The following is an 18,777-nucleotide window of genomic DNA, read 5'->3' on the forward strand; positions in this document are numbered from 1 at the left end:
CCTCTCCCGCTCAGTTGGCCTTGGCCTTCTCGTCGCCGGGCAGCACGTAGTCGGTGCCCTCCCACGGCGAGAGAAAGTCGAAGTTGCGGAATTCCTGGTTGAGCCGCACCGGCTCGTAGACCACCCGCTTCTCCTCGTCGTCGTAGCGCACCTCGACGAAGCCGGTGAGCGGAAAGTCCTTGCGCAGCGGATGGCCCTCGAAGCCGTAGTCGGTGAGGATGCGGCGCAGGTCCGGATGGCCGGAGAACAGGATGCCGTAGAGGTCGTAAGCCTCGCGCTCGAACCAGTTGGCAGCCGGGAAGACGCCGACGGCCGAGGGCACGGGCGTCACCTCGTCAGTCTCCACCTTCACGCGGATGCGCGTGTTATGCTGCGGCGACAGGAGGTGATAGACGACGTCGAAGCGCTTCTCGCGCACCGGATAGTCGACGCCGCACAGGTCCGTGAAGTTGACGAAGCGGCAGCGCGCGTCGTCGCGCAGGAAGGTCAGGACACGCACGATCTCGTGCGCGTCGGCATAGATCGTGAGCTCGCCGAAGCCGACGCCCGCCGCCTTCGCCGCACCCGGCAGCGATGCGAGGATATGCTCTCCGAGCTCGGTCAGATTGACGCTCATTCGCCTCGTTCCTCAGCGCTCGATGGTGCCGGTGCGGCGGATCTTCTTCTGCAGAAGAAGGACGCCGTAGAGCAGCGCCTCGGCGGTCGGCGGGCAGCCCGGGACATAGATGTCGACCGGCACCACCCGGTCGCAGCCACGCACGACCGAATAGGAATAATGGTAGTAGCCGCCACCGTTGGCGCACGAGCCCATCGAGATGACGTAGCGTGGCTCGGGCATCTGGTCGTAGACCTTGCGCAGGGCCGGCGCCATCTTGTTGGTCAGCGTCCCGGCGACGATCATCACGTCCGACTGGCGCGGGCTGGCGCGCGGAGCGAAGCCGAAGCGCTCGACGTCGTAGCGCGGCATCGACAGCTGCATCATCTCCACGGCGCAGCAGGCAAGGCCGAAGGTCATCCACATCAGCGAGCCGGTGCGGGCCCACTGGATGAGCTCGTCCGTCGAGGTGACGAGGAAGCCCTTGTCCGCCAGTTCGTCATTGAGGCCGAGGAAGAAGGAATCATCCGAGCCCACGGGCTTGCCGGTCCGCGGGTCGATGACGCCCCTGGCCGCCGGCGCGACGGCCGGGCCGCTCGCTTCGCCGATCAATCCCATTCGAGGGCTCCCTTTCTCCACTCGTAGATAAAGCCGACGGTCAGGACGCCGAGAAACAGCATCATGGACCAGAAGCCGAACCAGCCGAGGTCGCCGAAGGCCACGGCCCACGGGAAGAGAAAGGCGACCTCGAGGTCGAAAATGATGAAGAGGATGGCGACGAGATAGAAGCGCACGTCGAACTTCATGCGCGCATCGTCGAAGGCGTTGAAGCCGCATTCGTAGGCCGACAGCTTCTCGGCGTCAGGCCGCGAATATGCCACGATGAAGGGCGAGACAAGCAGCGCCATCCCGATCACCAGCGACACACCGATGAAGATGACGAGCGGCAGATAGTCGGCAAGAAGGCTCTGCATCCGGCACCCGCGGTATCGTGGCCCGTCGCCGAAGACGGCGGGCTCTTGGACGGATTTCTCGCTCAGCACGAAGCCGGTCCGAGCGCGGCGAAGCGACGGAAAACGCCGGCAATCCGCTACCTTGGACCGTTTCGCATTTGCGGGCGAGGCTTATCGCAGCCGATCCGCGGGCGCAAGTGCTGCGGTGCCGCATAGCTGCCATGTTCCCGGCTTTCGGCACCGCGGCGCAAGGCCCGCGCAACCGCCACCCCGCGACCCGCCTCATCCTCGCTCGACCAAACATCCGCATGGGACATTTCGGCACGGCACCCGTCCGGCATACCCGACGGGTGCCGTGCCCGAAGGACAACCGGCTCGGACATAGACCACGGTCCGGACAGTCGACGTCACGTTCCCGTCGCCGCAGGATCGTGTCTGGAACTTCGAGGCTCTGATTTTCGAGGAAGAAAGTGGCGGGAGTGACGGGGCTCGAACCCGCGGCCTCCGGCGTGACAGGCCGGCGCTCTAACCAACTGAGCTACACCCCCGCGGCGAACGTCTCGTTCGCTGTGGTGGCGCTGACTTAAGACCCGTCTCCGGCCCTGTCAAGCACCTTGACTGCATCCCTGTGAAAACCCTTCCGAACACCCCTTCCCGCCTGTGGACAGCGGCTGCCGCCGCTCGCAATGGCCGTTCTTCGCAAGGCCGAGCGCGAGCATCCGATTCACCCTGGACGACCTGCAGGGCACGTCTCGCGGGGCGAAGCGTTGCCTCTTTCCGCTCCTCCGAATCCGCTGCCCCAATGGGCCCGCGCAACGAGACAAGGCCACCGCCTCACCAAGGCGGACCGGCCCCTCCCCGCTTCATCGCGGCCGCGCATCGATGGCAGCCACGGCCGGATGACGCAGGACATCGGCCCCCGCGGACAGCAACCGGATCTGACTTCGAGAGACAAGCATATGACCGAACCAGCCCACGGCGGGCTTGCGCGCCACGCCGACATAGCGAAGCCCCGACCGCATTCCTTGGGGGGCATGGATGCGATCAGGGCTCGCCGCGGAGGTCACAGAACACCGCTTGAAGAATATGGGGTTCACCGCCCCATATTCAACGTCCCAGATCGCCAGGAGAAATCGCAATCGATGCCCGTGCCGCGGCCGGGACGGGGCCGTGCCGGCGGAAAATCGGCACATGTTCTGCCGGGTTCGGCAAGCGGCCGCCCGTCCCCCGCTGCACGGGACCGACCGGCGGGCGGCGCGGAAGGAGCCCAAAGACAGGCCGGCGCCTCATCTCAGGACTGGCCTGCACACGCCATGTCCGGCGCTATCCCCCGCCACTGCAAGATCGCGGAACAAACGTTCAAGGCTGATATTTCAAGGACTTCAGGTGGTGGGCGGTGACGGACTCGAACCGCCGACCCTCTCGGTGTAAACGAGATGCTCTACCGACTGAGCTAACCGCCCATTGTCCCAGTGTTTAGGGGCGAGCCGGGCCCTCCGCAAGGGCTCTGGCCGCATCCCGCGTGAGCGAACGGCCGAATAGCCTCATGCGATCGGCTCGCCCCTGTAACGTCACTTGCCGTTGACGGCGTCCTTGAGAGCGGCACCCGCCTTGAACTTGGGCGCCTTGGACGCCGGCACGGGGATCGTCTCGCCCGTACGCGGATTGCGCGCCGTACCGGCCGCTCGGTCGGCGACCGCAAAGGTGCCGAACCCGACCAGCTTCACTTCGTCACCCTTCTTCAGAGCGCCCGTGATCGCGTCAATCGCCGCGTCGATCGCCTCGGTGGCCTGGGTCTTCGTGAGGCCCGCCTTCTCGGCGACGGCCGAGACGAGTTCACCTTTGTTCATGTTGTCCTCCTTGCATTCGCGCCGTCACAGCTGCGAACCGAATGCGCCACATGGCGCGGACACGTCCGCCCGCAACAGCGGCGGCACGCTCAACCCCGATGCCGCAGAATCCCAAGAAATGCAACGGTTACAGGCTGCAAAACCACAAAAAAGCACCCGTGTCGCGCACTAACGACGCCCAAATTCGGCCCCGAAGGTGCGATGCCGGCTTGTCCTTGGCTGACAAGCGAATCGCGGCTCTTCAGCGAAGGAGGCGGGGTCCGTGGATCCCGCCTCCTGCGATTCCGTCCTAGCATCCCGGCTCAGTGAGCGACGAGACCCGTGCCATCCTCATCGCTGGATGCGACCGCGCCCTTCCGGGAGGCCGCCTCCTCGTCCCAGACGATCGCCTCGGGCTGACGCACCAGAGCATGGGCAAGCACCTGCTCCATGCGCGACACGGGGACGATCTCGAGGCCGTTCTTCACCGAAGCCGGGATGTCCGCCAGATCCTTGGCGTTGTCCTCGGGGATCAGCACCTTCTTGATGCCACCGCGCAAAGCGGCGAGGAGCTTTTCCTTGAGGCCGCCGATCGGCAGAACCCGTCCGCGCAGCGTGACCTCGCCGGTCATCGCGACGTCGCGGCGCACCGGAATGCCCGTGAGCGTCGAGACGATGGCAGTCGCCATGGCAATGCCGGCCGACGGGCCGTCCTTCGGGGTCGCGCCTTCCGGAACGTGCACGTGGATGTCACGCCGCTCGAACAGCGGGGGCTCGATGCCGAAGTCGACCGCGCGCGAGCGGACATAGGACGCCGCTGCAGAGATCGATTCCTTCATCACGTCCCGCAGGTTGCCGGTGACGGTCATCTTGCCCTTGCCGGGCATCATGATGCCTTCGATCGTCAGGAGCTCGCCGCCGACCTCGGTCCAGGCGAGACCGGTGACGGTGCCCACCTGATCCTCAGCCTCGATCTCGCCATAGCGGAACTTCGGCGCGCCGAGATAGTCGGAGATGTTGTCAGCCGTAACGCTGATCCTCTTCTTCTTGGTGAGGATGATCTCCTTCACCGCCTTGCGGATGAGATTGGCAATCTCGCGCTCGAGATTGCGCACGCCCGCCTCTCGCGTGTAGCGGCGGATGAGGATGAGCAGTCCGGCATCGTCGATCTCCCATTCCTTCGGCTGCAGGCCGTGCTTGGCCAGCGCGTTGGGAATGAGATGCCGCCGGGCAATCTCGGCCTTCTCCTCTTCCGTGTAGCCGGCGATACGGATCACTTCCATGCGGTCAAGCAGGGCCGGCGGGATGTTGAGCGTGTTCGCCGTCGTCACGAACATCACGTTCGACAGGTCGTAGTCGACCTCGAGATAATGGTCGTTGAACGACGAGTTCTGCTCAGGATCCAGCACCTCGAGCAGGGCCGAGGCCGGATCGCCGCGGAAGTCCATGCCCAGCTTGTCGATCTCGTCGAGCAGGATGAGCGGATTGGACGTCTTGGCCTTGCGCATCGACTGGATGATCTTGCCGGGCAGCGAGCCGATATAGGTGCGCCGGTGGCCGCGGATCTCGGCCTCGTCCCGCACGCCGCCGAGCGACATGCGCACGAACTCGCGCCCCGTCGCCTTGGCGATGGACTTGCCGAGCGAGGTCTTGCCGACGCCCGGAGGTCCGACGAGGCACAGGATCGGGCCCGTCAGCTTGTTGGCGCGCTGCTGCACGGCAAGATATTCGACGATGCGCTCCTTGACCTTGTCGAGGCCGAAGTGGTCGGTGTCCAGCACCTCCTGGGCGAGGTTCAGGTCCTTCTTGACGCGCGAGCGCTTGCCCCACGGGATACCGAGCAGCCAGTCGAGATAGTTGCGCACAACCGTCGCCTCGGCCGACATGGGAGACATCTGGCGCAGCTTCTTCAGCTCGCCCTGCGCCTTCTCGCGCGCCTCCTTGGTCAGCTTGGTCTTCTCGATGCGCTCTTCCAGCTCGGCGAGCTCATCGCGACCGTCCTCGTCGCCAAGCTCCTTCTGGATCGCCTTCATCTGCTCGTTGAGGTAGTACTCGCGCTGGGTCTTCTCCATCTGGCGCTTGACGCGCGTGCGGATGCGCTTCTCCACCTGCAGGACGGAGATCTCGCTTTCCATCAGGCCGAGAGCCTTCTCGAGCCGCTCTGCGACCGACGTCGTCTCGAGGATCGCCTGCTTGTCGGCGATCTTGACGGCGAGATGCGAGGCGACCGTGTCAGCGAGCTTCGAGGGATCGTCGATCTGCGTCACCGCGGAGACGACCTCGGGTGAAACCTTCTTGTTCAGCTTGACGTAGTTCTCGAATTCCGAGACCACGGAGCGAGCGAGCGCCTCCGTCTCCACCGCATTGCCGGCCGATTCAGCGAGCACCTCGGCCTCGGCCTCGTAATAGTCGTCGCTGCGGGTGTACTGGCGCACCTTGGCGCGGCCGGCACCCTCGACAAGGACCTTCACGGTGCCGTCGGGCAGCTTGAGGAGCTGCAGCACGCTCGCCACGGTGCCGACCTGGTAGATCGCGTCCGTCGCCGGATCATCGTCAGAGGCGTTGATTTGCGTCGCGAGTAGAATGTGCCCGTCGCTCTTGACCACTTCCTCGAGCGCGCGGATCGACTTCTCGCGGCCGACAAAGAGCGGCACGATCATGTGCGGGAATACGACGATATCGCGCAGGGGCAAGACCGGATAGACGGCAACAGTGCCCGGGATGGCCGGCTGGCGGGGCTTGGAATTGGTCATAGCCCTCAGTTCCTTTCCTTTGCGCCCGCCCCCGCCCCGATGGGCCGACAACGGACGGATTGTCGGGCGCGCTCACCGCGGCTGCGGCTGCCCCGACACACCTTGCCGGCACCTCTTCTAAGAGCATGCCGGCACCGGGTGTTGGGCGTTAGGTGGCGTCCCGTGCCGTATGTTTCAAGAAAGGACGCAGGGCCAGCTCGCAAAACGGTGATCGGCCCTGCTCCGTGCAACCGGCGAGCGAGCGCCCGTCAGGCGCTGGCGCTCGTTTCCGCCTGTCGATCCGCATAGATGAACAAGGGCTTGGCCTTGCCCTCGACCACCTCGGGGCTGATGACGATCTGCTCCACACCCTCGAGACCCGGCAGGTCGTACATCGTGTCGAGCAGGATGCCCTCCATGATGGACCTGAGGCCGCGCGCACCCGTCTTGCGCTCGATCGCCTTGCGGGCAATGAGCAGAAGCGCCTCGTCAGAAAAGGTGAGTTCGACGTTCTCCATGTCGAAGAGCCGCTGGTACTGCTTGACCAGCGCGTTCTTCGGCTCCCTGAGAATCTTCGTCAAAGCGTCCTCGTCGAGATCCTCGAGCGTCGCGATGACCGGCAGGCGGCCGACGAATTCGGGGATGAGGCCGAACTTCAAGAGATCCTCCGGCTCGACCTCGCGGAAGATTTCGCCCGTGCGCCGGTCATCCGGAGCCTGCACATTGGCACCGAAGCCGATCGAAGTGCCCTTGCCGCGTGCACTGATGATGCGCTCGAGCCCGGCGAAGGCACCGCCGCAGATGAACAGGATATTGGTGGTGTCGACCTGCAGGAACTCCTGCTGCGGGTGCTTGCGCCCGCCCTGCGGCGGCACCGAAGCCACCGTGCCCTCCATGATCTTCAGGAGCGCCTGCTGCACGCCCTCGCCCGACACGTCGCGGGTGATCGAAGGATTGTCGGACTTGCGCGAGATCTTGTCGATCTCGTCGATGTAGACGATGCCGCGCTGGGCCCGCTCGACGTTGTAGTCGGAGGCCTGCAGGAGCTTGAGGATGATGTTCTCGACATCCTCGCCGACATAGCCGGCCTCCGTCAGGGTGGTGGCATCCGCCATCGTGAACGGCACATCGAGGATACGCGCCAGCGTCTGGGCGAGCAGCGTCTTGCCCGAACCCGTCGGGCCGACGAGCAGGATGTTCGACTTCGCAAGTTCGACGTCATTGTGCTTCGTCGCATGCGCGAGGCGCTTGTAGTGGTTGTGCACCGCGACGGAGAGCACCTTCTTGGCATGGTCCTGGCCGATCACGTAATCGTCGAGAACCTTGCTGATCTCCTTCGGCGTCGGCACGCCATCGCGGGATTTCACCAGCGAGGACTTGGATTCCTCGCGGATGATGTCCATGCACAGTTCCACACACTCGTCGCAGATGAACACGGTCGGTCCAGCGATGAGCTTGCGGACCTCGTGCTGGCTCTTGCCGCAAAATGAGCAGTAGAGCGTGCTCTTGGCGTCGCCACCGCTGGTCTTGCTCATGGTCCGTCTCCGCTCGATCCGCCCGTGCCGCACCACGCGGTACGAGCGTCATCACATCTTCATATAGGCGTCGATCTAAGAAAGGGTAATTCCGCGATCTTCGCCCGGCGCCAGCGCGCCGATTCATTCGATGACGGCTACCATGCAAACATGGTGCCGCATGCCGATCAACAGAAATGGGACGGCACGCCGGAGCCGGCGCCCGTCCCCTGACCCGTCCTTGGGGACAACCGCGATCAGGCCGCCACCTCCGGGCGCGTCGCCAGGACCTGGTCGATGAGGCCGAAGTCGCGAGCCGCATCCGCGGTCATGAAGAAATCGCGCTCCAGAGCCTGCTCGATGGAGACGAGATCCTTGCCCGTGTGTTTCACGTAGATCTCGTTGAGGCGGCGCTTCAGCGCCTCGATTTCGCGCGCGTGGATGAGAATGTCCGTCGCCTGGCCCTGGAAGCCGCCCGAAGGCTGATGCACCATGATGCGCGCATTCGGCAGCGCGAAACGCTGTCCGGCCTCGCCCGCGGCAAGAAGCAGCGAGCCCATGGAGGCCGCCTGGCCGATGCACAGCGTCGAAACGGGACAGCGGATGAACTGCATCGTGTCGTAGATGGACAGCCCCGACGTCACCACACCACCGGGGGAATTGATGTAGAAGGAGATTTCCTTCTTCGGGTTCTCGGCCTCGAGGAACAGCAGCTGCGCCACGATGAGCGAGGCCGAATAATCCTCCACCGGGCCGGTGAGGAAGATGATTCGCTCGCGCAGCAGGCGGGAATAGATATCGAACGCACGCTCGCCGCGGTTGGACTGCTCCACCACCATCGGCACGAGCGTGTTGTTATAGACCTCTAACGGATCCCTCATCGTCTTCCTCGTCGGTTCCGAATGCCCGCGGCCGTGAACCGACCCTGCGGGCGATCCTGCAGCGAATCGCCCGCAGGATAGCCTGTTACGCCTTCTTCTTGGACCTGGAGGCCTTCTTGGCCTTCTTGCCCTCGTCCGCGCCAGCCTCGCCGTCCTCGTCGTCCGAGAACAGAGCCTCGCGCGACACTGTCTTTTCCGTCACCTTGACCTGGCCGAGGACGTGGTCGACCACCTTCTCCTCGAAGATCGGGGCGCGGATCTCGGCAAGCGCCTGCGGGTTCTTGCGATAATAGTCCCACACGGCCTTCTCCTGGCCGGGGAACTGGCGGGCGCGCTCGATGACGGCCTGCGTCACCTCGTCGTCCGTGATCTTTACATCGGCCTTCTCGCCGATTTCCGCAAGGACCAGCCCCAGTCGCACGCGCCGCTCGGCGATGCGGCGGTATTCGGCGCGCGCCTCTTCCTCCGTCGTGTCCTCGTCGGCGAAGGTCTTGCCGGACTGCTTCATCTCGGCTTCGACCTGGTTCCACACGCCGGCGAATTCCTGCTCGACGAGGCTCGGCGGCAGGTCGAAGGTATACTGCTCGTCGAGGGCGTCGAGCAGGATGCGCTTGAGCTTGCGGCGGGATTGGGCGGCGAAGTCGCGCCCGATCGCCTCGCGCAAGGCGTCCTTGAGCTTGTCGAGCGACTCCATGCCGAAGCCCTTGGCGAGCTCGTCGTCGATCTTGAGCGCGTCCGGGGCCTCGACCGCCTTGACCTTCACGGCAAAGGTCGCAGCCTTGCCGGCGAGGTTTGGCGCCAGGTAATTCTCAGGGAAGGAGACGTTGACCGTGCGGTCTTCGCCAGCCCTGGCGCCGACCAGTTGCTCCTCAAAACCGGGGATGAAGGAGTTCGAGCCGATCTCGACCTTGATGTCCTCGGCCGAGCCGCCTTCGAAGGCCTCGCCGTCGATGGTGCCGACGAAGTCGACCGTCAGGCGGTCGCCGTTTTCGGCCGCACCGTCCTTTGGCGAGAAGCTGCGGTTCTGCTTGGCCATGCGCTCCAGCGCCTCGTCGACCTCGGCGTCACCGATCTCGGCGACCTCCTTGGTCAGCTCGATGCCGGAGAAGTCCTTGATCTCGATCTGCGGCAGCACCTCGAGCGCGACGGTGAAGGCAAGATCCGCCTTCGCCTCCATCACGGCCTCGATCTCGTCCTTGTTCTCGGGGAATGTGACCTGAGGCTCCTGGGCGAGCTTGAGCGAATGCTCCGCGACGATCTGGCGGTTGGCGTCGTTGACGGCGTTCTGCACCACGTCCGCCATCACGGCGCGGCCATAGAGCCGGCGCAGGTGCGTCAGCGGCACCTTGCCCGGGCGGAAGCCGTTGATGCGGACACGATCTTTCAGTCCGGCCAGCTCGCCCGTGAGCTTCGTTTCCAGATCGGCGGCCGGCACGACCACCTTGAACTCGCGTTTGAGCCCCTCGGACAGGGTTTGCGTCGCCTGCATCTTTACAGCTCTATTCCGTTCGCTCTGAATGATCATTCACAAGGGTCGGCCGCGCCGAACCTCACCAAGGCGCATGGTGCGGGCGGAGGGCCTCGAACCCCCACGACTTGTCGTCACTGGAACCTAAATCCAGCGCGTCTACCAATTCCGCCACGCCCGCAACCGGAGTCTCGCCCTGCGGCCAAGACCCCTTCCGGGACGGGGCTCTATATCATGACAGAAGGGTGATGCAGCAAAAAAATGACGCGCGCCGCCTTTTGTGCCCGGCCCCCCCGCGCAGCAGCATGGCGAGGGCGGAAAAATGCTGCCGCGCCCTCGTGCCGGACGGCGCTTCGCGTTAGATCTGGGCCTTCCGACAAAGCGATGGTCTCCATGGCGCCATTCGAGGCAACGACGATTTCCTCTCGCTCCCATACCACCGCCATGGCCCGTCGCACATTCGTGAAGGCACTCGGCGGGCTTGCGCTGTTCACGGGCACAACGCGCAGAGCCTGCGCTCAGCCGGCTGCCGGAGGCGGCGCCCGCCTTGTCGCGGCGCCCGCGACGGTACCGCTCAATCCGTCCGCCGCAGGCCCCGCGGACCTATGGAGCTTCACCGGCGATGCCGCGGGGGCACGGCTGCGCGCGCCACTTGGCGAAGCCCTCGCGCTGCACCTCACCAACGAGCTGCCGCAGCCCGTCTCCATGCATGTCCTCGGCCTGCGGACCGAGAATGCGCTTGACGGAGCGGCGCCGCTTGCGGGGGATGCCGTGCCGCCCGGCGGGGAGCGCTCGCTTGCCCTCACGCCGGTCCGGCCGGGTACGTTCCTTCTCCGCCCGGCCGTCGTCGCCCATGCCGCCGAGCAATCTGCCCGCGGGCTCTATGGCACGCTCATCGTCCCCGAGCCGGAATCGATCGCGGTGGACGAGGACGTGATCGTCGTCCTGTCCGACTGGGCACTCGAGAAGAGCGGCGCCCTGCGGGCGAGCTTCGGCACCGCGCAGGACGCGGGGCTCGCCGGCCGGCTCGGCAACTGGCTGACGGTGAACGGCGTGACGCCGCCGCAGGCGGTAAGGCTGCCGCAGCGCGGCCGTGCGCGTCTGCGCCTCGTCAATGCCGCCAACGCGCGCATCTTCACGCTGCGCTTCGACGCCATGGAGGCGGAGGTCATCGCCGTCGACAGCATCGCCGTCGAGCCCTTCGCTCCGGCCCGCGCGATGCTGACGCTGCTGCCCGGCGGACGACTGGACGTCGTCGTCACGCCGGGCGAAGGCGCGACCGTCAGCGGCCTGTTCGGCACGTCGACGGTGCCGCTCGTCACGTTCGCGGCGACCGGTGCCCCGTCGCCGCATGCCGATGAACCGCGGCCGGCATTGGCGGCACCGGATCTGCCGGCCGCCATCGACCTTGCCGCCGCCCTGCGCGCGGAGGCTGTGATCGGCGGCGGCCTCGACCCGAACCGGCCGGCGACCGATGCCGATGTCACGCGCCTCTGGCAGGTCAACGGCGCCGCCTTTACAGACCAGCGCGAGCCGCTGCTGCGCGTGCCGCGCGGCAAGCCAGCCGTGCTGGCCTTCACCAACCAGACCGCCTTCGTGCAGGCCCTGCACATCCACGGGCACCATGTGCGGCTGCTGCATCCGCTCGACGACGGCTGGGAGCCCTACTGGCTCGACACGTTCGCCGTGCCGCCCGGGCGCACGGTGCGGATCGCCTTTGTCGCCGACAATCCGGGCCGCTGGCTGATCGGCTCGGCCATCCTCGACCGGCTGCCGGCCGGCCTCGCCACCTGGTACGAGGTGACGTGAGGCGGTGATTCAAGAAGCCATCCCTTCCCGCTGAAAACGAAGGCTAATCCAGCAACGTCCGCCACACCTGCGGCAGCATCTCCGGCAGGTCCTCGGCGATGAGGCCCGGCCCGAAGGCAGCGGCCGCCGCTCCGTGCATCCACACGCCGGCGCAGGCGGCCACGAAGGTCGGCATCTCCTGGGCCATGAGGCCGCCGATGATGCCGGCGAGCACGTCGCCCGTCCCGGCCGTCGCGAGCCAAGGCGGCGCGTTTTCGTTGATGGCGGCGCGTCCGTCCGGCGCGGCGATGACCGAGTCGGGGCCCTTGAGCACGACAACGGCCCCGCTCGCCGCGGCGGCGGCCCGGGCCCGCTCCAGCTTGGATCGCGCCTGCGCGACACCCCCGGCCTCCCCGAACAGCCTTGCGAACTCGCCCTCGTGCGGCGTCAGCACGACGCCAGCCGGCGCAGCGGAGGTCACCACCTGCCACAGGCCGGCGAGATTGTTCGAAAAGCTCGTCAGCGCATCCGCATCGAGCACGAGGTGCCGGCGCGCGGCGGCGGCCACCTCGACCATACGGCGCGTCTCCTCGCCAATGCCCAGCGCCGGACCGAGAACGAGCGCCGAGAAGCGCGCATCTGTCAGCAGGTCGGCGAGCTGTTCGGCACCATCGACGGCGCGCACCATGATGGCGGTCAGATGCCCCGCATTGATGGCGACGGCCGCCGGCGGCGAGGCGACGGTCACGAGCCCGGCCCCGGCCCTCAGGCCGGCTCGCGCGGCAAGGCGCGCCGCGCCCGTCCGCGCCGGCCCGCCGGAGGCGACGACGAGATGGCCGCGCTTGTATTTATGACCCGCCGCATCCGGGCGCGGCAGCTTGTCCCGCCAGAGGCCGGGAGCGTTCGCGGCCGTCCGCACATCGAGCGCGGCCACCGTCGCGTCGGCGATGCCGATGTCCGCAACATGCACGCGGCCACAATGTTCGCGTCCCGGCAGCAGCAGATGGCCGGGCTTGCGCCGGGCGAAAGTCACCGTCTCGTCAGCCCTGACGGCGCAGCCCCGCACGGTGCCGGTGTCGCCGTCGATGCCGGAGGGCACGTCGACCGCGACGACCTGGGCGCTGGCGGCATTCACTGCCGCGATCACCGCATCGAGCGGCGCGGCGATATCGCGCGCGAGCCCGGCGCCGAAGATGGCGTCGACGATGATATCGACACCGTCGGCACGCCAGCCCGCGAGCGGCAGGACCTCGCCTTGCCAGCCGCGGGCCGCCTCGGCGGCGTCACCCGTCAGCCGGTCCGGCGGCACGAGGGCGTGGACGGCCACATCGTGGCCCGCCGCCGCGAGCAGGCGCGCGACGACGAAGCCGTCGCCGCCATTGTTGCCGGGCCCGCAGAGAACGGCGATGCGCTGGGGTCCTGCCACCCCGGCGAGCACCCGCTCGGCCACCGCCTGCCCCGCCCGTTCCATCAGCACGATGCCCGGCGTGCCACCGGCTATGGTGCGCCCATCCGCCGCAGCCATCTCGGCGCAGGTCATGAGCTCAAGCATCGGGCATTCTGCCGCTGCGATGGCAGCCCCCTCGCCGGGGTCGATGAAAAAAGTAGCATCTGCACAATTTTTAGCCTCCAAATGTCGTCTGGCTGCAACATTGCGTGGCAGGGAGCGGCCAATTCCCCGTGGCAGGCCGATCGGCTTTGATGGTAAGAGCCACACGAGCTGTTTGCACTGACTGATCCTGCGGAGGCTGCACGGCATGAAGAAGATCGAAGCGATCATCAAACCCTTCAAGCTCGACGAGGTGAAGGAGGCGCTTCAGGACGTCGGCCTGCAGGGTATCACCGTCATCGAAGCCAAGGGTTTCGGCCGCCAGAAGGGCCATACCGAGCTCTACCGCGGGGCGGAATACGTCGTCGACTTTCTGCCCAAGGTGAAGATCGAGATCGTTCTTGCCGACGAGATGGTCGACCGGGCGGTCGAGGCCATCCGCAAGGCGGCCCAGACGGGCCGGATCGGAGATGGCAAGATTTTTGTATCCACGGTCGAGGAGGTCATCCGCATCCGCACCGGCGAGACCGGCACGGACGCGATTTGATCCGACCTACGCCACCCCACGGGCCGCAGACGGCCAGTTCCACTAGAGGATGATAATGATGAAGAGCGCTAAGGACGTGCTCAAGCTGATCAAGGACGAAGACATCAAGTATGTCGACTTCCGCTTTACCGATCCGCGTGGCAAGTGGCAGCACGTCACCTTCGATGTGTCGATGATCGACGAAGACATCTTCGCCGAAGGCACGATGTTCGACGGCTCTTCGATCGCCGGCTGGAAGGCCATCAACGAATCCGACATGCTCCTCATGCCGGACCCGGCCACCGCCACCGTCGACCCATTCTTCTCGGCCGCGACGCTCTCCATCGTCTGCGACGTTCTCGAGCCGACCACGGGCGAGGCCTACAACCGCGACCCGCGCGGCATCGCCAAGAAGGCCGAGGCCTTCCTGCAGTCGACCGGCATCGGCGACACGATCTATGTCGGCCCCGAGGCGGAGTTCTTCGTCTTCGACGACGTCAAGTTCACGGCCACCCCTTATAACACGGGCTTCAAGCTCGATGCGGCGGAGCTGCCGATCAACGGCGACACGGACTATGAGGGCGGCAACCTCGGCCACCGCATCCCGACGAAGGGCGGCTACTTTCCCGTGCCGCCGCTCGATTCCGGACAGGACATGCGTGGCGAGATGCTCGCGGCCATGGCTGCCATGGGCGTCAAGGTCGAGAAGCACCACCATGAGGTCGCCTCGGCCCAGCACGAGCTCGGCATGAAGTTCGACACGCTGACGCTGATGGCCGACCAGATGCAGGTCTACAAGTACTGCATCCACAACGTGGCCCAGAGCTACGGCAAGTCAGCCACTTTCATGCCGAAGCCGGTCTATGGCGACAACGGCTCGGGCATGCACGTGCACCAGTCGATCTGGAAGGGCGGCAAGCCGCTGTTCGCCGGCAACAAGTATGCCGACCTCAGCCAGGAATGCCTGTGGTACATCGGCGGCATCATCAAGCACGCCAAGGCCATCAACGCCTTCACCAACCCGTCGACCAACTCCTACAAGCGTCTGGTCCCGGGCTTCGAGGCGCCGGTGCTGCTCGCCTACTCCTCGCGCAACCGCTCGGCCTCCTGCCGCATTCCGTGGACGAACTCGCCGAAGGCCAAGCGCGTCGAGGTGCGTTTCCCCGACCCGACGGCGAACCCCTACCTCGGTTTCGCGGCCCTACTCATGGCTGGCCTCGACGGCATCCTGAACAAGATCGACCCCGGCTCGGCGATGGACAAGGATCTCTACGACCTGCCGCCGCGCGAGCTGAAGAAGATCCCGACCGTCTGCGCCAGCCTGCGCGAGGCCCTGCAGTCCCTCGACAAGGACCGCGCCTTCCTCAAGGCCGGCGGCGTGTTCAGCGACGACTTCATCGACGCCTATATCGAACTCAAGATGCAGGACGTCATCCGCTTCGAGCACACGCCGCACCCGGTCGAGTTCGACATGTACTACTCGGTCTGATGCAGCGCGGGGGGCCCTTCCGGCCGCCCGCACCGGAATATGGCAGCCGGGGTCTTCGGGCCCCGGCTGTTTCGTTTCAGGGTCCTTCTCCACCGTGGCCTGGGTCTCGCAGGCGCCATGGCCGATGGAGAAACGTCGTCTGCGGGCGTCATCGGTTACAGTCGATCGCGGGACGTAGTGTCATCCGTCGGACATGCCCCGGCCCTAACTGTGAGCGGCTGATTTTCCATCGGGGGATCCCAGGATGACCGACGCTGAGCTGACTCGCTCCCAGGCTTACGAGGAATCAGAGAACCTCGGCCGCAACACGAGCGACAATCCCAGCATGGGCGAGATCATCGCCCGGCGCTTCAGCCGCCGCGACCTGATGCGCGGGGCGCTGGCCGTCACCGCCATTTCGGCCACCGTCTCGCCGCTGGCGCTCGCCACGGCCGAAAAGGCGCGCGCCGAGACCGACGCATCGGCCTTCCGCTTCAAGGAGCCGGCGGCGGGTGTCGACGAGCGGCATCATGTCGCCGAGGGCCATGACGCCGACATTCTCATCCGCTGGGGCGACCCCGTGCTGCCCGGCGCGCCGGCGTTCGATCCGAAGAGCCAGAGCGCCGAGGCGCAGGCCGGGCAGTTCGGCTACAATAACGACTTCCTCGGCTACATCCCCCTGCCCGGCGCCGCCGACCCGTCGGCGCACGGCCTCCTCGTCGTGAACCACGAATACACCAACGAGGAGCTGATGTTTCCGGGCATCCCGCCCCAGCACACCAAGGACGTCCGTTTCAAGGACATGACGAAGGCGCTCGTCGACATCGAGATGATGGCGCACGGCGGCTCGGTCATCGAAGTCCGCAAGGTGAACGGCAAGTGGCAGGTGGTGCCGGATTCGAAATATGCGCGCCGCATTACCGCCGAGACGGAAATGGAGATCACCGGCCCGGCCGCCGGCGCCGAGCGCATGAAGACCTCCTACGATGCCGAGGGGCGCAAGGTGCGCGGCATGCTCAACAACTGCGCCGGCGGCATCACGCCCTGGGGCACGTGGCTGACGTGCGAGGAGAACTTCAACGGCTACTTCTGGGGCAAGGCCGACGGCCACCCCGAGGAGGCGGCGCTGAAGCGCTACGGCGTGCCCGGCAATTCCTACAACTGGGGCCAGCACTACGACCGCTTCGACCTCGCCAAGGAGCCGAACGAATCGAACCGCTTCGGCTGGGTGGTGGAGATCGACCCGCTCGACCCCACCTCGGTGCCGAAGAAGCGCACGGCCATGGGCCGCTTCAAGCACAAGGGCGCGGCGAACATCGTCAACAAGGACCGACGCTTCGTCGTCTACCAGGGCGACGACGAGCGCTTCGACTACGTCTACAAGTTCGTCACCGAAGGCCGGGTCGATCCGGCCGACCGCGCCGCCAACATGGACCTGCTCGACAGGGGCACGCTGCATGTCGCCCGCTATGACGCCGACGGCACTGGCGAATGGCTGCCGCTCGTCTTCGGCGAGGGGCCGCTGACGGCGGCAAACGGCTTTGCCAGCCAGGCCGATGTCGTCATCGAGGGCGCGCCGCGCCGCCGATCTCCTCGGCGCCACCAAGATGGACCGGCCGGAGGACGTCGAGGCCAATCCGCAGACCGACAAGGTCTATGTGATGCTGACCAACAACGCGCGCCGCAAGGCCGAACAGGTCGACGCCGCCAATCCGCGCGCCAACAACGAGTTCGGCCACATCATCGAGATGCTGCCGGAGGGCGGCGATCATGCGGCGCGCAAGTTCACCTGGGAAATCCTCGTCAAATGCGGCAACCCCTCGATCGCCGACGTCGGCGCCACATTCTCCTCGGCGACGAGCAAGGACGGCTGGTTCGGCATGCCGGACAACTGCGCCATCGACAGCGAGGGGCGCCTGTGGGTGTCGACGGACGGCATGTCCGAAAAGAGCACGGGCCGCACCGACGGGCTTTTCGCTATCGACACGGAAGGCGCGGCGCGCGGCACCTCCAAGCTGTTCTTCCGTTGCCCGGCGGGTGCGGAGCTCTGCGGCCCCATGCCGACGCCGGACCTCACCACCTTCTTTGTCGCCGTGCAGCACCCCGGCGACGATGGCAAGGACTGGTCGGCCTTCGGCCGCATCTCGACCTTCGACGATCCGGCGACGCGGTGGCCGGATTTCCAGGACGGCATGCCGCCTCGCCCGTCGATTGTCGCCATCACGAAGCGGGGCGGCGGCAAGATCGCCGGCTGAGTGCTCCGTTAAGACGCAAACGGCCGGCGCCTTTGCGCCGGCCGTTCCGCCTGCAGTCCCTGCCGCCGTCTACTGCGGCAGCTTGTCCTCGATACCCTTCACATAGAAATTCATGCCGAGCACCTGCTCGTCTGATAGAGCCGCGCCACCCTTGCACTCCACCTCGCTGCCGTCCTGCCTGAATACGGGGCACTTGAAAGGATTGAGCTTGCCGGAACGGATCGCCTCCTCCGTCTCCTCGGCCATCTTCTTCACATCATCCGGCATGTTGGTGTAGGGCGCCATCTTCACCATGCCGCTGTCGAGGCCACCCCAGGTGTCCTCGGACTTCCAGGTGCCGTCGAGCACGGCCTTGGTGCGGGCGACGTAATAGTCGTTCCAGTTGTCGACGATCGCGGTCAGCTGCGTCTTGGGCGCGAAGCGAATCATGTCCGACGCCTGGCCGAAGCCGAAATGGCCGCGCGCCTCGGCCGCCTGCAGGGGCGCCGGGCTGTCGGTATGCTGGGCCATCACGTCGACGCCCTGGTCGAGCAGCGCCTTGGCGGCGTCCGCCTCCTTGCCCGGATCATACCAGGAATTGGCCCAGACCACCTTGATCTTGATGTCCGGCCGCACCGACTGGGCGCCGAGGAAATAGGCGTTGATGCCGGCGACGACCTCGGGGATCGGATAGGCGCCGACATAGCCGATGACGCCGGTCTTCGACATCCTGGCCGCGATCTGGCCGATGACATAGCGGCCCTCATGGAACTTCGCCGCATAGGTGGACACATTGTCGGCGCGCTTGATGCCGGTGGCGTGCTCGAACTTCACGCCCGGATATTTCTTCGCCACCTTGAGCGTCGGCTCCATGTAGCCGAAGGAGGTGGTGAAGATGAGCTTGTGGCCGGTGCGGGCGAGCTGCTCGATGGCGCGCTCTGAATCGGCCTCCGGCACGCTCTCGACGTAGCTCGTCTCGACCTTGTCGCCGAGCGCCTTCTCGATGGCCTTGCGGCCGACATCGTGCTGGTAGCTCCAGCCGTGGTCACCGACCGGCCCCACATAGATGAAGCCGACCTTGAGCTTGTCCTGCGCGCTGGCAGCGCCGGCAACGAGCGCCATGGCCGCCGTCGCCAGAAGATGGGTGAATAGACGCTTCATCGTGGGTCCCTGTCACTCGAATGGGGGCTGGTCTTATCCGCCCGCAGGACGCCGCCCCCTGCGACGTCCCCTCTCCGGC

General features: G+C 66.0%; 13 protein-coding genes, 3 tRNA genes and 1 pseudogene. 4 read left to right on the top strand and 13 right to left on the bottom strand.

Annotated features, from left to right (window positions below; genetic code table 11):
- Window positions 1–10 precede the first annotated feature (10 nt).
- The 11 genes from ASC46_RS05925 to ASC46_RS05975 all read right to left on the bottom strand — a co-directional run bounded on the left by ASC46_RS05925 (window position 11) and on the right by ASC46_RS05975 (window position 10,153).
- Window positions 11–616, bottom strand: coding sequence for an NADH-quinone oxidoreductase subunit C (locus ASC46_RS05925; RefSeq protein WP_055458352.1), 606 nt, complete (start codon window positions 614–616; stop codon window positions 11–13).
- A gap of 12 nt (window positions 617–628) precedes the next feature.
- Complete coding sequence (locus ASC46_RS05930) at window positions 629–1,213, bottom strand: NuoB/complex I 20 kDa subunit family protein (protein WP_055458353.1); 585 nt, start codon at window positions 1,211–1,213, stop codon at window positions 629–631.
- Window positions 1,204–1,569: an NADH-quinone oxidoreductase subunit A gene (locus tag ASC46_RS05935; protein ID WP_055458354.1), complete on the bottom strand. Its 366-nt coding sequence runs from the start codon at window positions 1,567–1,569 to the stop codon at window positions 1,204–1,206. Before ASC46_RS05935 ends, ASC46_RS05930 begins: the two co-directional genes overlap by 10 nt.
- Before the next feature lie 450 nt (window positions 1,570–2,019).
- A tRNA-Asp gene (locus tag ASC46_RS05940) sits at window positions 2,020–2,096 on the bottom strand.
- Between the two features lie 839 nt (window positions 2,097–2,935).
- Window positions 2,936–3,011 (bottom strand) — tRNA-Val (locus ASC46_RS05945).
- Between the two features lie 108 nt (window positions 3,012–3,119).
- Window positions 3,120–3,398, bottom strand: a complete 279-nt coding sequence (locus ASC46_RS05950; protein ID WP_019403281.1) for an HU family DNA-binding protein — start codon at window positions 3,396–3,398, stop codon at window positions 3,120–3,122.
- 302 nt (window positions 3,399–3,700) lie between these two features.
- The gene (gene lon / locus ASC46_RS05955; protein WP_055458355.1) at window positions 3,701–6,130 is read right to left on the bottom strand and encodes an endopeptidase La; all 2,430 of its coding nucleotides are present in this window, start codon (window positions 6,128–6,130) and stop codon (window positions 3,701–3,703) included.
- A gap of 248 nt (window positions 6,131–6,378) precedes the next feature.
- Entirely contained in the window at window positions 6,379–7,644 is a 1,266-nt protein-coding gene (gene clpX / locus ASC46_RS05960) for an ATP-dependent Clp protease ATP-binding subunit ClpX (RefSeq protein WP_055458356.1), read from the bottom strand.
- Between the two features lie 236 nt (window positions 7,645–7,880).
- Entirely contained in the window at window positions 7,881–8,504 is a 624-nt protein-coding gene (locus ASC46_RS05965; RefSeq protein ID WP_019403284.1) for an ATP-dependent Clp protease proteolytic subunit, read from the bottom strand.
- Between the two features lie 85 nt (window positions 8,505–8,589).
- Window positions 8,590–9,993, bottom strand: coding sequence for a trigger factor (tig, locus tag ASC46_RS05970; protein WP_055458357.1), 1,404 nt, complete (start codon window positions 9,991–9,993; stop codon window positions 8,590–8,592).
- A 74-nt stretch (window positions 9,994–10,067) separates the two neighbouring features.
- Window positions 10,068–10,153, bottom strand: a tRNA-Leu gene (locus ASC46_RS05975).
- Window positions 10,154–10,365: 212 nt separating this feature from the next.
- Here ASC46_RS05975 and ASC46_RS05980 point away from each other — a divergent pair.
- On the top strand, window positions 10,366–11,781 hold the full coding sequence (locus tag ASC46_RS05980) for a multicopper oxidase family protein (protein ID WP_169790086.1): 1,416 nt from the start codon (window positions 10,366–10,368) through the stop codon (window positions 11,779–11,781).
- Window positions 11,782–11,824: 43 nt separating this feature from the next.
- Here ASC46_RS05980 and ASC46_RS05985 read toward each other — a convergent pair whose 3' ends face one another.
- The gene (locus ASC46_RS05985; RefSeq protein WP_055458359.1) at window positions 11,825–13,312 is read right to left on the bottom strand and encodes a bifunctional ADP-dependent NAD(P)H-hydrate dehydratase/NAD(P)H-hydrate epimerase; all 1,488 of its coding nucleotides are present in this window, start codon (window positions 13,310–13,312) and stop codon (window positions 11,825–11,827) included.
- A 205-nt stretch (window positions 13,313–13,517) separates the two neighbouring features.
- Between ASC46_RS05985 and ASC46_RS05990 the strand changes: the two genes are divergently transcribed.
- The 3 genes and pseudogenes from ASC46_RS05990 (at window position 13,518) to ASC46_RS06000 (ending at window position 17,558) form a co-directional block, all read left to right on the top strand.
- Window positions 13,518–13,856: a P-II family nitrogen regulator gene (locus ASC46_RS05990; RefSeq protein WP_019403288.1), complete on the top strand. Its 339-nt coding sequence runs from the start codon at window positions 13,518–13,520 to the stop codon at window positions 13,854–13,856.
- A gap of 58 nt (window positions 13,857–13,914) precedes the next feature.
- Window positions 13,915–15,324, top strand: coding sequence for a type I glutamate--ammonia ligase (gene glnA, locus ASC46_RS05995; RefSeq protein ID WP_055458360.1), 1,410 nt, complete (start codon window positions 13,915–13,917; stop codon window positions 15,322–15,324).
- Window positions 15,325–15,568: 244 nt separating this feature from the next.
- Window positions 15,569–17,558, top strand: a pseudogene (locus ASC46_RS06000) (PhoX family protein).
- Window positions 17,559–17,627: 69 nt separating this feature from the next.
- Here the strand turns inward: ASC46_RS06000 and ASC46_RS06005 are convergent.
- Window positions 17,628–18,698, bottom strand: coding sequence for a BMP family ABC transporter substrate-binding protein (locus tag ASC46_RS06005; RefSeq protein WP_055458361.1), 1,071 nt, complete (start codon window positions 18,696–18,698; stop codon window positions 17,628–17,630).
- Between the last annotated feature and the right edge of the window lie 79 nt (window positions 18,699–18,777).

The organism is Chelatococcus sambhunathii, from assembly GCF_001418005.1.
Classification (GTDB): domain Bacteria; phylum Pseudomonadota; class Alphaproteobacteria; order Rhizobiales; family Beijerinckiaceae; genus Chelatococcus_A; species Chelatococcus_A sambhunathii.

Bases quoted from the DNA above. Each gene is read 5' to 3' on its own strand.
- ASC46_RS05925 (WP_055458352.1), bottom strand. From the start codon at position 616: ATGAGCGTCAATCTGACCGAGCTCGGAGAGCATATCCTCGCATCGCTG.
- ASC46_RS05930 (WP_055458353.1), bottom strand. From the start codon at position 1,213: ATGGGATTGATCGGCGAAGCGAGCGGCCCGGCCGTCGCGCCGGCGGCC.
- ASC46_RS05935 (WP_055458354.1), bottom strand. From the start codon at position 1,569: ATGCAGAGCCTTCTTGCCGACTATCTGCCGCTCGTCATCTTCATCGGT.
- ASC46_RS05950 (WP_019403281.1), bottom strand. From the start codon at position 3,398: ATGAACAAAGGTGAACTCGTCTCGGCCGTCGCCGAGAAGGCGGGCCTC.
- lon (WP_055458355.1), bottom strand. From the start codon at position 6,130: ATGACCAATTCCAAGCCCCGCCAGCCGGCCATCCCGGGCACTGTTGCC.
- clpX (WP_055458356.1), bottom strand. From the start codon at position 7,644: ATGAGCAAGACCAGCGGTGGCGACGCCAAGAGCACGCTCTACTGCTCA.
- ASC46_RS05965 (WP_019403284.1), bottom strand. From the start codon at position 8,504: ATGAGGGATCCGTTAGAGGTCTATAACAACACGCTCGTGCCGATGGTG.
- tig (WP_055458357.1), bottom strand. From the start codon at position 9,993: ATGCAGGCGACGCAAACCCTGTCCGAGGGGCTCAAACGCGAGTTCAAG.
- ASC46_RS05980 (WP_169790086.1), top strand. From the start codon at position 10,366: ATGGCGCCATTCGAGGCAACGACGATTTCCTCTCGCTCCCATACCACC.
- ASC46_RS05985 (WP_055458359.1), bottom strand. From the start codon at position 13,312: ATGCTTGAGCTCATGACCTGCGCCGAGATGGCTGCGGCGGATGGGCGC.
- ASC46_RS05990 (WP_019403288.1), top strand. From the start codon at position 13,518: ATGAAGAAGATCGAAGCGATCATCAAACCCTTCAAGCTCGACGAGGTG.
- glnA (WP_055458360.1), top strand. From the start codon at position 13,915: ATGAAGAGCGCTAAGGACGTGCTCAAGCTGATCAAGGACGAAGACATC.
- ASC46_RS06005 (WP_055458361.1), bottom strand. From the start codon at position 18,698: ATGAAGCGTCTATTCACCCATCTTCTGGCGACGGCGGCCATGGCGCTC.